Source organism: Streptomyces sp. NPDC001401 (genome assembly GCF_042895385.1).
Taxonomy (GTDB): Bacteria; Actinomycetota; Actinomycetes; order Streptomycetales; family Streptomycetaceae; genus Streptomyces.
Genome location: NZ_JBIAWI010000014.1, coordinates 125,840 through 140,045 on the forward strand (window position 1 = coordinate 125,840; position 14,206 = coordinate 140,045).

Annotated in this window: 13 protein-coding genes; 8 read left to right on the forward strand and 5 right to left on the reverse strand. The window is 69.7% G+C overall.

All coding sequences use genetic code 11. The annotated features are described in order from the left end of the window. Positions 1-15: 15 nt before the first annotated feature. From ACFY10_RS36920 to ACFY10_RS36930, 3 genes are read left to right on the forward strand one after another with little or no spacing between them, the layout of a single operon-like run. Positions 16-588, forward strand: coding sequence for an NUDIX hydrolase (locus ACFY10_RS36920; protein WP_390669641.1), 573 nt, complete (start codon positions 16-18; stop codon positions 586-588). Positions 589-643: 55 nt separating this feature from the next. Further along, on the forward strand, positions 644-1,036 hold the full coding sequence (locus tag ACFY10_RS36925; protein WP_390669642.1) for a YidH family protein: 393 nt from the start codon (positions 644-646) through the stop codon (positions 1,034-1,036). Then, complete coding sequence (locus ACFY10_RS36930; RefSeq protein WP_390669643.1) at positions 1,033-1,356, forward strand: DUF202 domain-containing protein; 324 nt, start codon at positions 1,033-1,035, stop codon at positions 1,354-1,356. Before ACFY10_RS36925 ends, ACFY10_RS36930 begins: the two co-directional genes overlap by 4 nt. A gap of 62 nt (positions 1,357-1,418) precedes the next feature. On the opposite strand, the gene ACFY10_RS36935 is transcribed toward ACFY10_RS36930, so the two are convergent. Continuing rightward, positions 1,419-2,366, reverse strand: coding sequence for an NADP-dependent oxidoreductase (locus tag ACFY10_RS36935; protein WP_390669644.1), 948 nt, complete (start codon positions 2,364-2,366; stop codon positions 1,419-1,421). Between the two features lie 113 nt (positions 2,367-2,479). On the opposite strand from ACFY10_RS36935, the gene ACFY10_RS36940 reads away from it, so the two are divergent. The 3 genes from ACFY10_RS36940 to ACFY10_RS36950 all read left to right on the forward strand — a co-directional run bounded on the left by ACFY10_RS36940 (position 2,480) and on the right by ACFY10_RS36950 (position 5,179). Beyond that, positions 2,480-2,776 (forward strand): hypothetical protein, encoded by a 297-nt coding sequence (locus ACFY10_RS36940; protein ID WP_390669645.1) that lies wholly within the window; start codon positions 2,480-2,482, stop codon positions 2,774-2,776. 159 nt (positions 2,777-2,935) lie between these two features. Then, positions 2,936-3,958: a phosphotransferase family protein gene (locus ACFY10_RS36945; RefSeq protein ID WP_390669647.1), complete on the forward strand. Its 1,023-nt coding sequence runs from the start codon at positions 2,936-2,938 to the stop codon at positions 3,956-3,958. A gap of 6 nt (positions 3,959-3,964) precedes the next feature. Then, the gene (locus ACFY10_RS36950; protein WP_390669648.1) at positions 3,965-5,179 is read left to right on the forward strand and encodes an acyl-CoA dehydrogenase; all 1,215 of its coding nucleotides are present in this window, start codon (positions 3,965-3,967) and stop codon (positions 5,177-5,179) included. 76 nt (positions 5,180-5,255) lie between these two features. Here ACFY10_RS36950 and ACFY10_RS36955 read toward each other — a convergent pair whose 3' ends face one another. Genes ACFY10_RS36955 through ACFY10_RS36965 form a run of 3 tightly spaced genes read right to left on the reverse strand, consistent with a single transcriptional unit; the run spans position 5,256 to position 8,332 of the window. Continuing rightward, positions 5,256-5,849: a TetR/AcrR family transcriptional regulator gene (locus ACFY10_RS36955; protein ID WP_099927728.1), complete on the reverse strand. Its 594-nt coding sequence runs from the start codon at positions 5,847-5,849 to the stop codon at positions 5,256-5,258. Positions 5,850-5,894: 45 nt separating this feature from the next. Next, positions 5,895-7,562, reverse strand: a complete 1,668-nt coding sequence (locus ACFY10_RS36960; protein ID WP_390669649.1) for a class I adenylate-forming enzyme family protein — start codon at positions 7,560-7,562, stop codon at positions 5,895-5,897. Beyond that, a complete protein-coding gene (locus ACFY10_RS36965; RefSeq protein ID WP_390669650.1) occupies positions 7,559-8,332 on the reverse strand; it encodes an SDR family oxidoreductase in 774 nt (257 codons plus the stop codon). Before ACFY10_RS36965 ends, ACFY10_RS36960 begins: the two co-directional genes overlap by 4 nt. 190 nt (positions 8,333-8,522) lie before the next feature. Between ACFY10_RS36965 and ACFY10_RS36970 the strand changes: the two genes are divergently transcribed. Then, positions 8,523-9,761 (forward strand): exo-beta-N-acetylmuramidase NamZ domain-containing protein, encoded by a 1,239-nt coding sequence (locus ACFY10_RS36970; protein WP_390669651.1) that lies wholly within the window; start codon positions 8,523-8,525, stop codon positions 9,759-9,761. An 81-nt stretch (positions 9,762-9,842) separates the two neighbouring features. After that, positions 9,843-11,186 (forward strand): serine-threonine protein kinase, encoded by a 1,344-nt coding sequence (locus ACFY10_RS36975; RefSeq protein WP_390669652.1) that lies wholly within the window; start codon positions 9,843-9,845, stop codon positions 11,184-11,186. Between the two features lie 50 nt (positions 11,187-11,236). Here the strand turns inward: ACFY10_RS36975 and ACFY10_RS36980 are convergent, their stop codons facing one another. Next, positions 11,237-14,020, reverse strand: a complete 2,784-nt coding sequence (locus ACFY10_RS36980; RefSeq protein WP_390669653.1) for a penicillin acylase family protein — start codon at positions 14,018-14,020, stop codon at positions 11,237-11,239. Positions 14,021-14,206: the final 186 nt, after the last annotated feature.

Here is a 14,206-nt window from a genome sequence, read left to right on the forward strand (position 1 = left end):
TGCTTGGATGGCGGCATGACGACCCCCGCAGACGAAATCCTCGACATCGTCGACGAGAACGACCAGGTCATCGGCCAGTCCCCACGCGGCGAGGCCTACGCCGAGGGCCTGCGCCACCGCTGCGTCTTCATCCAGGCCCGGGACACCGCCGGCCGCCTCTTCGTCCACCGCCGCACCCCCACCAAGCTGGTCTTCCCCTCCCTCTACGACATGTGGGTCGGCGGAGTGGTCGGCGCGGGCGAGTCCTACGACGACGCGGCGCTGCGCGAGGCCGAGGAGGAACTGGGCGTGTCGGGACTCCCGGCCCCCCGGTTCCTCTTCAAGTTCCTGTACGACGACGGCGCCGGCCAGACCTGGTGGTCGGCGGTGTACGAGGTCCGCTGCGAGCTTCCGGTCAGCCCCCAGGTCGAGGAGGTGGCCTGGCACGACTTCCTGCCGGAGGCGGAGGTGGAACGGCGGTTGGCGGAGTGGGAGTGGGTGCCGGACGGCCTGGCGGCATACGAGCGGCTGAGGGATTTCCGAGGTACGCAATCCAGCACCGGTCACGGCACCTCAGCCCGCCCGGCGTTTGAGGACGAGGCCCCTTGAGGGCCGAAGCGGGGGTCTGGGGGCGGCAGCCCCCAGGGTCGGTAAGGTCGTATCCGTGATCGAATTCGCGCGAAACGTCCGGCTCTGGTTCGACCCCGAGCAAGTCCGGCAGGACGGCCGCACGCCCGACTACCGCTTCTCGCTGGCGAACGAACGCACCTTCCTGGCCTGGCTGCGCACCGCGCTCGCCCTGATCGGCGGCGGCTTCGCGGTGGACCAGTTCCTGCCGGACCTGCGCTGGGCCTGGCGCGTCGGCCTCGCGCTCGCGCTGCTCGGGGCGGGCGTGCTGTGCTCGCTGCGCGCGGTCAACCACTGGATGCGCTGCGAACGAGCCATGCGCCGCGGCGAGGATCTGCCGGCCTCGCGGTTCCCCGCCGTACTGAGCATCGTCGTCGCGGTCGTGGCCGTGGCGATGGTCGTCGTCGTGCTCGTCGGGTGGGAGGGGTGAACGCCGGCGCGGGCCGGGAGCGCGACCCCGGGCTGCAGCCGGAGCGGACCCGGCTCGCCTGGCGGCGTACGACGCTGGCGAGCACCGTGGCCGCCGTCCTCGCCACGAAGTCCGCGCTGCACGGCGAGGTCTCCGCGGTCGGGATCATCGCTTGCGCCCTGTGCTGCGCGCTCTGGCTGGGCTTCCTCTTCGTCGCCCACCGCCGCATAAGCGCTCTGGCGTCGTCCGACAGCCCGCTGGCGCTGGCCCCCCGGCACGCCACGACAGCAGTCCTGTGCACGGTGGCCCTGGCAGCGTGCGGGGCGGCGCTGGTCTTCTGACCCGGATCTGCTCTTCCGACCCGAGTCTGCTCTTCTGACCCAGGTCTGCCGACAGGCGTCCGCTAACCGGCCGGTTCCACCTCCCACTCCACCGTCACCACGATCTTCCCCCGCGTCCGCCCCTCCTGGTTGAGCCGATGCGCGTCCGCCGCGCGCTCCAGCGGGAACGTCTCCGACACATGCACGGACACCACCCCCTCCTCCGCCAGCTCGGTCAGCCGCAGCAGATCCCCGGCGTCCGGGCGCACCCAGCAGTAGCGGCCGCCGTAGCCGACGACGTCGCCGTCGGCGATCGACGCCAGGCGCCCCTCCGGGGCCAGCAGGTTGGCCGAGACCTTCAGGGCCTCGCCGCCGACGGTGTCGAACACGACGTCCACACCCTCGGGGGCCAGCCCGCGCACCCGCTCGCCCAGCCCCTCGCCGTACTCCACGGGCTCGCAGCCCAGTCCGCGGACGAAGTCGTGGTTGCCCTCGCTCGCCGTGCCGATCACGCGGGCGCCCAGATGCCGGGCGAGCTGCACGGCGACGGAGCCGACGCCACCCGCCGCCGCGTGCACCAGGACGGTCTCGCCGCGCTTGACCTGGAGCGCCTTGACGAGCACCTGGTAGGCGGTGAGCCCCACCAGCGGGAGCCCGGCCGCCTCCTCGAAGGAGAGGTTGCGCGGCTTACGGGCGAGGGTCCGCACCGGGGCGGCGACGTACTCGGCGAAGGTGCCGCGGGAGAGGAAGTCCTCGCGCACATACCCGATGACCTCGTCCCCGGCGGTGAACTCCGTGACGGAGACGCCCGGTTGCACCACGACACCGGAGACGTCCCAGCCGGGCACCACCGGGAAGACGGCGTCGAGCATTCCGTCGAGGTAACCCTCGCGGCACTTCCAGTCGACGGGATTGACGGCAGCCGCGCGGACCTTGACGAGTACCGCGTCGGGGCCGATCTTCGGGTCGGGCAGCTCGCCGTACTCGAGCACTTCGGGTCCGCCGTACCGTGCGTAGCTGATGGCCTTCATGGGCTCGACCCTCGGGTGTGCGCGGGCGCCACGCAAGCCGAATGGTCCGATATGCGCAGTTCGCGTGGCACCCTGTCCGACGTCATCACCCGCAATTCCCGAAGGCGAGCCCCATGACCACCCTTCACCTGGAACACACCGCCCACGCCCACACCCACGGCCCCGACTGCGGACACACGCAGGTGCCGCACGGGGATCACGTCGACTACGCGCACGACGGACATCTGCACCGCGAGCACGGCGGCCACTGGGACGAGTGCGAGCCGGACGGACACGCACCCCACGCGGACCACGACCACCGGCACGGCGAGGGCTGCGGGCACGAGAGCGTCCTGCACGGCGACCACATCGACTACCTGCACGACGGCCATCGGCACGCCCCGCACGACGGCCACTGGGACGACCACTGAACCCGGCCGGAACCGGCCTGCCGACAGCTCCCCGCACCACCTGGCGGGGAGCTGTCGGCTTATCGTGGCTCAGATCACGTTCGCCGCACCCACTGGACGACATACCGACCGGTCGGCATCATAGTCGGGAACCGTTCTCTCGCCCGCAAAGGAGCCCCGATGAGCCCCGACCACCCGCCAGGTCTCGATCTCGACCGGCTGCGCGGCCTGCTCGACCAGGAGCAGCCCGGCCTGGTGCACGGCCCCCTGACCGGCCGGCTGATCGAGGGCGGACGGTCGAACCTCACGTACGCGGTCTCGGACGGCACGTCCAAGTGGGTCGTTCGCCGGCCCCCGCTCGGCCATGTCCTGGCCACCGCGCACGACATGAAGCGCGAGCACCGGGTGATCAGCGCACTGCACCCGACCGATGTGCCGGTGCCGCGCCCGGTGCTGCTGTGCGAGGACGAGGAGGTGCTCGGGTCGCCGTTCTACGTCATGGAGTTCGTGGAGGGCACGCCGTACCGCACGGCCGACCAGCTCGCCCCGCTCGGCCCGGAGCGCACCCGGGGCGCCGTGCTGTCCCTGGTGGACACCCTGGTCGAGCTGCACGCGGTGGACCCCGCCGAGGTGGGCCTCGCGGACTTCGGCCGCCCCGAGGGCTTCCTGGACCGGCAACTGCGTCGCTGGGGCAAGCAGCTGGACGCCTCCCGCAACCGCGACCTGGCCGGCATCGACGAGCTGCACGCGACGCTCGGCCGGCATCTCCCCCAGTCCCCCGCGCCCGCCGTGGTGCACGGCGACTACCGCCTCGACAACGTCCTGATCGGTGAGGACGACCGGATCAAGGCGATCCTGGACTGGGAGATGTCCACGCTCGGCGACCCGCTCACCGATCTGGGCCTGCTGGTGATGTACAGCATGCCGCTGGGCATGTCGGACTCCCCGGTCTCCACGACCGCCGAGGCCCCCGGCCACCCCTCTCCCGCCGAGCTGATCGAGCGGTACGCCGCCCGCTCGGGGCGCGACGTCTCGGCCGTCTCCTGGTACACGGCGTTCGCCTGGTTCAAGCTCGCCGTGATCCTCGAGGGCATCCACTACCGCTACACGCTGGGCCAGACGGTCGGCCGCGGCTTCGACCGCATCGGCGACCTGGTGCCCGTCTTCATCGAGCACGGCCTGACCACTCTGCAGGAAGGCTGACCTGTCATGGACTTCGCGTTCGACGCGCGCACCGAGGAACTGCGCGCCAAACTCCTCGCCTTCATGGACGAGTACGTCTACCCGGCCGAGGCGGTGGCGGAGGAGCAGCGGGCCGCGCTGGCGTCTCCCTGGGACACCCCGGCCGTGGTGGAGGAGCTGAAGGCGGAGGCGCGCAGGCAGGGCCTGTGGAACCTCTTCCTGCCGGACGCCGAGCACGGCGCCGGACTGACCAACCTCCAGTACGCGCCGCTGGCCGAAATCACCGGCCGCAGCCCGCAGTTGGTGCCGACGGCGACGAACTGCGCGGCGCCCGACACCGGGAACATGGAGGTGCTCGCGCAGTTCGGCGACGAGCAGCAGAAGAAGCAGTGGCTGGAGCCGCTGCTGGCGGGCGAGATCCGCTCGGCGTTCGCGATGACCGAGCCGGAGGTGGCCTCCTCCGACGCCACGAACATCACCACGCACATCGAGCGGGACGGCGACGAGTACGTCATCACGGGCCGCAAGTGGTACATCTCCGGGGCGATGAACCCGGACTGCAAGATCTTCATCGTGATGGGCAAGACGGACCCGGACGGCGCGGACATCCGCCGCCAGCAGTCCATGGTCCTGGTCCCCCGCGACACCCCGGGCGTCACGGTCAAGCGCGCGATGCAGGTCTTCGGCTACGAGGACCACTACCACGGCGGCCACGCCGAGGTGATCTTCGACCACGCGCGCGTGCCGGTGTCCAACCTGATCGGCGAGGAGGGCGGCGGCTTCGCCATCGCCCAGGCCCGCCTCGGTCCGGGCCGTATCCACCACTGCATGCGGCTGATCGGCATGGCAGAGCGGGCGATCGAGCTGATGTGCCGGCGGGCCGTGTCCCGTACGGCCTTCGGCAAGGCGCTGGCCCAGCAGGGCGTGGTGCACAACTGGATCGCCGACGCGCGCGTGACGGTGGAACAGCTGCGGCTGCTGGTGCTGAAGACGGCCTGGCTGATGGACACCGTCGGCAACAAGGGCGCCCACGCGGAGATCCAGGCCATCAAGATCGCCACGCCCCGCGCGGTCGTCGACATCATCGACCGGGCGATCCAGCTGCACGGCGCGGGCGGCGTCAGCCAGGACTTCCCGCTGGCCGAGCTGTACGCCGGAGCCCGGACGCTGATGATCGCGGACGGTCCGGACGAGGTGCACCAGCGGTCGCTGGCGCGACGGGAGCTGAAGAAGTACCTCTGAAGGAGAAGTACCTCTAAAGGCATGCGGTAAGGGGCGGTCGCCAAGGCGACCGCCCCTTACCGCATATTGGTGTCCGTTACGGACGCAACGCCCGCAGCAGCAGGTCCGCCAGGTGGTCGGCGACCTCCTGGGGACTCATCGGCCCGTCCGGCCGGTACCAGGTCGACAGGTGGTGGACCGACCCGAAGTGGTAGTCCACCACCAGGTCGGCCGGGGTCGCCTTGGAGAACACCCCCGCCTCCTGTCCCTCCTCCACCAGCGCACGGAAGCGCTCGTGGTAGCGCCGGCGCTCGGCACGCACCTGCTTGTTCTTCTCCGGGCTCAGGTGGTGCATGGAGCGGAAGAAGATCATCGCGTCGTCGAGGTTCTCGATCGTCGTGACGACGACATCGGCGGCCGCGCCCCGCAGCCGCTTCTCGATGGGCTCGTCGGCGTCCGCGAAGGCGTCCAGACGCTCCTGCTGGAGGCGCAGCACGCGCGAGTACACCTCGTGCAGAAGGTCGTCCTTGGAGCCGAAGTAGTGGTACAGCGCCCCCTTGGTGACGCCGGCCGCCTCGACGATCTCCTGCACGGAGGTGCGGTCGTAGCCCTGCTCGGCGAAGAGCCGGGTGGCGGCGGCCAGCAGCCGCTGCGGGACGGGAGTACCGTCACCGTCCGTCGTCCTGGGCACTGTGCCGCCACCTGCCTTCCAAAGCTCTCTGCATGCTTCTGTGCGCTATTTGCCGTCCTGCGGCCGGGAACGAAGCTCCCGACGGAGGATCTTCCCACTCGCCGTCTTCGGCAAGTCGGGCAGGATCTCCACCTGCCGCGGGTACTTGTAGGCGGCCAGTCTCTCCTTGCAGTACGCCGCGAGTTCACCCGGGTCCATGTCGGCGCCCGGACGCAGGCTGATGTACGCCTTGACCGTCTCCCCGCGATACCCGTCGGGCACCCCGACGACGGCCGCCTCGCGGACCGCCGGATGCGTGTACAGGACGTCCTCGACCTCGCGCGGCCACACCTTGAAGCCGGACGCGTTGATCATGTCCTTCTTGCGGTCGACGACGTACAGCCAGCCCTGCTCGTCCATGAACCCGATGTCGCCGGTGCGCAGCTCGCCGCCCGGGAAGGTCTCGGCGCTGGCCTCGGGCCGGCGCCAGTAGCCGGGCACGACCTGCGGCCCGCTGACGACGATCTCGCCCTGCTCGCCGAAGGGCACCTCGGCGCCCTGGTCGTCGACGATGCGGACGATCGCGTCCCGGACCGGCAGTCCGACGGCGAGCGTCCCGGAGACCGGGTCCACCGGCGCTTCGAGGTTCGGGGGTACGGAGGCGCAGGGCGCGCTGCACTCGGTCAGGCCGTAGCCGTTGCGGATGTACGGCCCGAAGTCGGCCCGGAACTTCTCCACAAGTGCGGGCGGCAGCGGCGCCCCGCCGGAGTAGATCACCTGGAACGAGGAGAAGTGCTCGCGGGTGACGGACGGATGCGCGGCCAACGCCATGAAGGCGGTCGAGGGGCCGACGGTGTAGTGCGGCTGGTGCTCGGCGAACGCGTCGAGGACGACACCCGCCTCGAAGCGGTACGCGAGGACGAGCGTGCCCCCGTCGTTCAGACACCCGACGAGCTGGCACACCATGCCGGTGATGTGGAACAGCGGCGCCATGGCGAAGTAGACGGGCGCCTCGGGCAGCGCGAGCCCGACGCGCTGCTGCTCGGCGTTGTGCATGATGTTGCCGTGCGTGTTGGTGGCGCCCTTGGGGGTGCCGCTGGTGCCCGAGGTGTAGCTGATCAGCGCGATGTCGGACGGGGTGAGCTCCCGCCCCTCGGGCGCCTCGTAGCCGGCCCGCGCCACGGTCGCCAGATCGGCGGCGTCCTCGGCATGCGGCAACCGCTCGAAGCTCAGCACGCGCGCGTCCCCACGCGTTTGAAAGTCCAACTCGCACCCGGTGAGCACGATCCGCACGGGCGAGTCGGCGGCCGTCTCCCGCAGATACGACTCCCAGGCCCGGTCGGAGCAGATCAGCGCCGCCACCTCACCGTCCCGCAGAACGTGAGCGACCTCCCCCGACTTGTACATGGGGTTCACGGGCACGACGGTCGCGCCCGCCTTCCACGCACCCAGCAGGGCAAGCACGAAGAGCGGGGAGTTCTGCAGCAGGATCGCCACCCGGTCACCGCGCTCCAGACCGCGGGCGGCGAGGTGACCGGCGACGGAGTCGCTGAGCTCGTCCAGCTCGCGGTAGGTGATCCGCCCGTCAAAGTAGACGAGGGCCGTGCGGTCCGGGCTCTCGGCCACCACCGCGCGCAGGGCGTGCACGAGGGAGTCGGCGGGTTCGACCGGCCCGAGCCGGGCCTCGTCGAGCAGGGCCAGCCAGGGCTGGGCGGCGTAGCGGGAGTCGCTCACCGTACCTCCTCCCACTTCTGCTGGAGGTGGTTCATGCTGGTCAGCCAGTGGTCGGGATGAGCGGCCCTGGCCTGGTAGTACTCGGCGACCTCGGGGTGCGGGAGGATCAGGAAGCGGTCCTCCTCGATGCCTTTGAACAGGGCGTCAGCGACATCCGCCGGTTCGATCGCGGTCGGCTCCAGCACGAGGTCACCCGCGCTGCCGCTGGCGGTCAGCATGTCGGTACGAACACCCTGCGGGCAGATGGCATGCACCTTCAGACCCCGGTGGCGGTAGGTCAACGACAGCCACTCGGCGAAGGCATACGCGCCGTGCTTGGTCACGCTGTACGAGGGCGCCCCGATCATGGTCAGCAGCCCGGCGGCGGAGACGGTGGACACGAAGCGGCCACTGCCACGCTCCAGCCAGGCCGGGAGCAGTTCATGGGCGGCACGGACGTGGGCCATCAGATTGACGTCCCAGGAGACGGCCCACGACTTCTCGTCGAGCGGCTGCCCCGGACCCGCGTCCTCGAAGGCGACTCCCGCATTGGCGCAGTAGACGTCGATGGCCCCCCCGAGCGCATCCCGGGCGTCGGCGACGATCGCGGAGGCATCGCCGGGTACCGCGATACCACCGATCTCCTCGGCAACAGCCTTGGCCCGGCCCGCATCAAGATCGTTCACGACGACCCGAGCCCCTTCGGCGGCAAACCGCCGGGCAAGGGCGGCCCCGATCCCGCCTCCAGCTCCGGTGACGACCACACCAGCATCTTGAACGGCTCCCACCATCGGTCTCCTTCGACTGCGGCTCCGGCTGCCACGTCAGACTAACCGGTCGGTATGTAACAGCAAAGGGGTGCCGGCAGCGCCGGTGAGGGGCGCGGGGCTGTATCGATTTGCGGCTCCGCCGCGTGGGCGCGACAAGCCACAACGAACCCGCACCTTCCCCACATCCCGCGGGAGCAATACCGTGCACCCCATGCGCCTATCCAGACGAGCCCTGCTCGCAGCGACAACGGCAGCAACACCCTTCACCATGGCGCCCCCGGCGGCCGCAGCCACCCCCCGCAAAAGCGTTCGCACCGGCTTCGATCGCCTCTCCGCCGAAGGCTACGCACCCCTCGCCGGCCAAAGAGTCGGAATCGTCACCAACCCCACGGGCGTGACCCATGACGTCCACCACATTGTCGACGTCATGCACGCGGACACCCGCGTGAACCTGGTGGCCGTCTTCGGCCCGGAGCACGGCTTCCGCGGCACCGCACAAGCAGGCGGCTCCGAAGGCCGCTACGACGACCCGGCCACCGGCCTCCCCGTCTACGACACGTACCTCAAGAGCGGCCGGCCACTCGCCGACATCTTCACCACGTCCGCCGTCGACACCGTCGTCTTCGACATCCAGGACGTCGGCGCCCGCTTCTACACGTACATCTGGACGCTGTACGACTGCATGGAGGCAGCCCAGCTGGTCGGCAAACGCTTCGTCGTCCTCGACCGGCCGAACCCGGTGACCGGTCGCACGGCCCAAGGCCCGGTGCTGCACAAGGAGTTCGCGACCTTCGTGGGACGGCAGCCGATATCCCAGGCGCACGGCATGACGGTCGCCGAACTGGCGCGGCTGTTCAACGGGGAGTTCCTGACCGCGCCGGTGCCGCTCGAAACCGTGCTGATGACGGGCTGGAAGCGCTCGGAGTTCTACGACGCCCACGGGCTCCCCTGGGTGCCGCCGAGCCCGAACATGCCGACGCCCGACACGGCGCTCGTGTACTCGGGGACGTGCCTGTTCGAGGGCACGAACCTGTCGGAGGGCCGCGGCACCACCCGCCCCTTCGAGCTGCTCGGGGCGGACGGCATCGACGGGAGATGGGCGGCCGCGGCGAACGAACTCGGCCTGCCCGGTGTCCACTTCAGGGAGGCGTACTTCGCCCCGACCTTCTCCAAGTTCCAGGGCAAGACCATCGGCGGGGTGCAGATCCATGTGTACGACCGGGCCGCGTACGACCCCGTGCGTACCGGGATCGCGCTGCTGGTGACCGCCAAGAAGGTGTGGAGCGGCTTCGGTTGGCGGGCGGACAACTGGATCGACAAGCTCACCGGCTCCACGCAGGTTCGTACCGCGATCGACGCCGGCGCGAGCACCGACGAGGTGGTGGCGGGCTGGCAGGAGGAGTTGGCCGCGTTCCGGCGGATTCGAAAGGAATACCTCCTCTACAAGTGAGTCGGGACGTATGGCCATCCTTGGCCGGTAGCAGGACGATGCGCCCACATCGCACTGCTACGGGGGACGAGGGGGCCAGTCATGGCACAGCCGGCAATGAGCGTGACTCCTTACTGGGAGCTGACCTTCGACGCGGACGGGGACGTCGACGGGCGGGAGCGGGACCGGCTGCTCGCCGAGGTCACGGAACGCGGGGTGCATGACCTGATCGTCTTCGCGCACGGCTGGAACAACGACCGCTCGGGGGCGACCGCCCTCTACCGGGGGTTCTTCGCGCCGATCCCGGAGCTCGCGGCAGAGGCGAAGATCGGGTACGTGGGTGTGATCTGGCCGTCGATGCGGTTCTCCGACGAGCCGATCCCCGACTTCCCGAAGTCCGTGGTGGCCATGGAGGCGGAGGCGGCCCCGGCGCCCGCACTCGACAAGGACACCCGGCATGCACTGCTGGAGACGTTCCCCGGGCGGGCCACCGTGATCGACCAGATCGCCCGGATGCTGGACCAGCGGCCCGAGAACGAACTGGACGAGTTCGGGCGGCTGGTCCGGCTGCTGGTGGAGCTCGTACCGGGCGGGCCCCAGCCGCTGTTCGCGGCGGACACCCTCGCGGAGGGTGTCCCGCAGAGCGAGCCGGTGCTGTTCACCGGGGACACGGCGACGCTCTGCGACGAGTTCGCGCAAGCACTGGCGGCCGTCCGGTCCGGTGGTGACCCGGAGGGCTTCTCGCTGCCGAACCCCTGGGACGGGGCGAAGGAGCTGCTGCGGCAGGCCACGTACTACGCGATGAAGCGGCGCGCGGGCACCGTCGGTGAGCGCGGGCTCGGCCGCGTGGTCGGGCAGCTTGCCGCCTCCGCTCCCGGTGTGCGCGTGCACCTCGTCGGGCACAGCTTCGGCGGCCGGCTGGTGTCGTTCGCACTGCGCGGCCTGCCCCAGGGTGTGCGCACGGTGAAGTCGGTGACGCTGTTCCAAGGGGCCTTCTCGCACTACGCGTTCGCGCCCCGGCTGCCGTTCGACGCGCACGCGGGCGGTGTTCTGCAGGGCCAGCAGAACCGTATCGACGGCCCTCTGGTGTGCTGCTACTCCCACTTCGACTCGGCGCTCGGCACGATCTACCCGCTCGCCTCGCGCATGGCGGACGACACGCAGGGGGTCGTCGAGGGCGCCGCCGAGGGCGTCGAGGGCTTCAGCCTCGGGGCGATGCTGGGGGCCAAGTGGGGGGCGATGGGGCACGACGGCGTACAGGCGGTGCCGGGCACGCACGCGTGCAAGCTCGCGGACGCCCTCAACGGCACCCTGCCCGCCTCCGGTTGCGTCAACATCGACGCCGCGGCCGTGGTCAAGAACGGCGGGCCGCCCGCCGGTGCACACAGCGACATCGTGCACCGGGAGCTGGCCCAGGTGGTGCTGGCGGCGGGCCGCATCCGCTGACCCGCCGCCAGTGCTATGTCACATGCCACCGATCAGTGCCATGTCACATCTCACCGATGAGAGGTGTACTCCACCACCTGCTGGAAGGTGGGCCGGTTCTGCCAGCTGATGTTGTAGTGCTTGATGCCGCCCAGCGTCCGCTGGACGATCGAGTCGGCGCACCACTGATCGCCCGCCGAGCACAGGGAGTCGCCGGGGTAGACGGTGGACGCGGACGTGCCGGCCGCCGTCTTCAGGGTGCTGATCAGGATGTCCCGGCAGGAGCTGAGGACGCCGCCGCCGCAGTACTTCTCGGCCAGCGGGCCCTTGACCGTCTCACCGAGCACGGTCCTGATGTCCTTGTCGACATAGCTCCACCAGCCGTACTGGAAGGAGCTTCCCGCGTGTGAGCCGGTGGGCCCGTGCGCGGCCGACGGGGACTCGTCCACGGGCAGGTTGTTGCCGAAGGCGGTGTACAGGTCGCTGCCGAGGCCCGGTTGGAACTCGGCCTTGACCAGCAGCGGCCACCAGGCGTCCAGGATGCGGATCGCGTCGGCGTTGGCGTACTTCTTCGAACCCGCCGAGGTCTCGGTGCGCTTGGCGCCCGCCGTCACCCACGCCTGCAGCTTGCTCACGGCGTCCGCGGCCGTCGAGTCGGTCACCGTACTGCTGTTGATGACCTTGAGCAGCTTCGGCAGCACGTCCTCCGCGCGCAGGTCCTCGAGCGCGGCGTCCGCCATGGCCTGCACCAGCTTCGTACGGGTCACTCCGCCGGCCGCGACCAGCTTCTTCACCCGGTCCTCCAGCAGGTTGCCGCGGTGCACGGATCCGTCGCCCCAGGGCGCGGTCGTGTAGTCGAGGGCCTGCTTGTTGTTCCAGGAGATGTAGTAGTCCTGGTCGATGGAGTTGGGGTGGGCCGAAGCGGCCGTGTAGTCGGCGGTGTTGGTCGTCGGGTCCCAGTTCTTCCACTCGTACGCCGCCTGCGCCCACACCGGGAACTCGGCGTCGACGCCGCTCGCGCGCACCGGGTTGTTGCCGCTGTTGTAGTACGCGGTGTGCTGGGAGTCGGCGTAGAACCAGTTGAAGGTGTAGTTGATGTGCTGCGCCGCGCTCTGGAAGTCCTGCGGGCCCTTGACGTAGTCGGGGTCGTTCAGCATCTGGAAGCCGATGATCGAGTCGGCCTCGTGCATGTAGGACGAGCGCAGGGTGGTGTACGCGACCTTCTTGCCGCCGACGGTCGCCCGGTACTCCACCGGCCCGTATTTCGTGCGCCAGACTCTCATCGTGTACGAGCCCGCGGCCGTGCCGTCGGCCGTGGTCGGCTTCCAGGAGTTGGTCTGTTCGACCTTGTCCATGGCCGTGCAGGTGCCGTGGTACAGGTAGTGGTAGTCGTCCTGGCACAGCTCGACGGTGTAGGTGTCGATGATGTCCTGGCCGGAGGTCGTCGCGCTCCAGGAGTAGTCCTGGCCGCGGCCGAGTTCGACGTACATGCTCAGGCCGGCGAAGGAGGCGCCGCGGGCGCTGATGCCCGGGCCCTGGATCTCCTGGAGCATGAGCAGCTGGGGCGCGAAGTAGCCGGTCTGCGGGCCGAAGACGGCGATCGGGTGGCCGCTGGCGGTGTACTTGCCGCTCACCACCAGGGCGTTGGACATGCCGCGCCTGGCGGAGCTGAGGGCGGTCGTGGTCGCCGTGGCGGAGGCGGCCTGGGCGCTCTGGCTCGCCCCGGTGCCCGTCGCGTCGTAGACCAGCGGTTCCGTGGTCACCGAGCCGGCGTCGGGCAGGGCCTCGCCCTGGGGGCTGTCCGGCTTGGCGGCGTACGGGAAGCTCTCGCCGTTGTGGACGGTGAGGACGGCCTCGGGGTCGTTGCGCTCGCGGAAGGACTCCCAGACCTTGGTGCCCTCCGCCACGCCGTACTTGGACTGGGCGGCGATCAGTGAGATCGCGTTGTTGACCTCGCCGCCACCGCCGGCGCCGAACAGGGAGCCGATGACGGAGCCCAGCGCCACCAGGTCGGTGATCTTGAAGTGGTCGATGGTGCCCGCGTTGGTGACGGAGTCCTTGTGACCGGTGAGGACGTACTCGCCGGGGAAGTAACGGCCGCTGTCGGAGGCGTCGATGTAGGCGTTGATGCCGGCGAGGTAGGCGTTGGCGTCGGCGAGAGCCTGCTGGCCGCGGGCGCCGTTGTTGGCGACGGCGTTGTCGATCTGGGCCTGAAGATCGGCTTCGGAGTATGGGGCGTTGCGGTAGAACTCCTGCTCCAGGCCCTGGTTGGAGGCGGCGCCGCCCGCGAATGTGGTCAGCTGGCCGCGGCCGACGTGACGGAAGACGTCCATGAGCCACAGCCGGTCCTCAGCGGCGGCATACCCGGCCCCGAACTCCGTGCCGTATCTGGTGGTACCGGTGATGTGGGGAACGCCCGCCTTCTTGTCGCGGACGATCGTCACATCGGTGCGGCCCGCAGGCTTCTCGGTGGAGGCGACTTGATCGGAAGAGACCCCGAACGACGAGTCGTTGAAGAAGGTGTTGATCGTCGAGTCGGTGAGCGTGGAGTAGCCCTTGGCCAGGTTGGAGTAGGGGCCGAGCTGGTCCTCCGCGTGGTCGGGCTGGGTGCCGAACGCCTGGTTGAGGAGGATCTGCGCGAGGGTCGCGTTGCCGTTCTCACCCGGCGGCAGGATGTCGGAGCACTGGCCACCGCAGTAGTCGTTCGAGGCGGTGGCGGCTGCTGCGGTCGCCTGGGTGAGTGGGGACAAAAGACCAGCAATCAGGACGCATATGGATGCGGTCTTCAGGAACCCGGCGAGTCTGCCGGGAGTTCTCAGTCTGTGTGGGGCGATACGTGAGGTACGCCGTGGCATGGCAGCTCCTACCGACGGGGGTGAGCCGGGACGTTACCGCCGGTATCCCCGGGAGTGAAGATGAACATGCGTCAAGTTTTGGAGTGGGCGAGACGGCTTATGGAGGTCATCGGAAATCGGATGGAGCCGAATCGCTTGTCGATACGTCTATTCGGCGACGTCCGTACGACGACGCCGAAGTGACCG

What these genes read in the sequence shown, in the direction of transcription:
- ACFY10_RS36950 (WP_390669648.1), top strand. Translation starts at nt 3,965, where the DNA reads ATGGACTTCGCGTTCGACGCGCGCACCGAGGAACTGCGCGCCAAACTC.
- ACFY10_RS36975 (WP_390669652.1), top strand. Translation starts at nt 9,843, where the DNA reads ATGGCACAGCCGGCAATGAGCGTGACTCCTTACTGGGAGCTGACCTTC.
- ACFY10_RS36935 (WP_390669644.1), bottom strand. Translation starts at nt 2,366, where the DNA reads ATGAAGGCCATCAGCTACGCACGGTACGGCGGACCCGAAGTGCTCGAG.
- ACFY10_RS36945 (WP_390669647.1), top strand. Translation starts at nt 2,936, where the DNA reads ATGAGCCCCGACCACCCGCCAGGTCTCGATCTCGACCGGCTGCGCGGC.
- ACFY10_RS36980 (WP_390669653.1), bottom strand. Translation starts at nt 14,020, where the DNA reads ATGCCACGGCGTACCTCACGTATCGCCCCACACAGACTGAGAACTCCC.
- ACFY10_RS36940 (WP_390669645.1), top strand. Translation starts at nt 2,480, where the DNA reads ATGACCACCCTTCACCTGGAACACACCGCCCACGCCCACACCCACGGC.
- ACFY10_RS36920 (WP_390669641.1), top strand. Translation starts at nt 16, where the DNA reads ATGACGACCCCCGCAGACGAAATCCTCGACATCGTCGACGAGAACGAC.
- ACFY10_RS36965 (WP_390669650.1), bottom strand. Translation starts at nt 8,332, where the DNA reads ATGGTGGGAGCCGTTCAAGATGCTGGTGTGGTCGTCACCGGAGCTGGA.
- ACFY10_RS36970 (WP_390669651.1), top strand. Translation starts at nt 8,523, where the DNA reads ATGCGCCTATCCAGACGAGCCCTGCTCGCAGCGACAACGGCAGCAACA.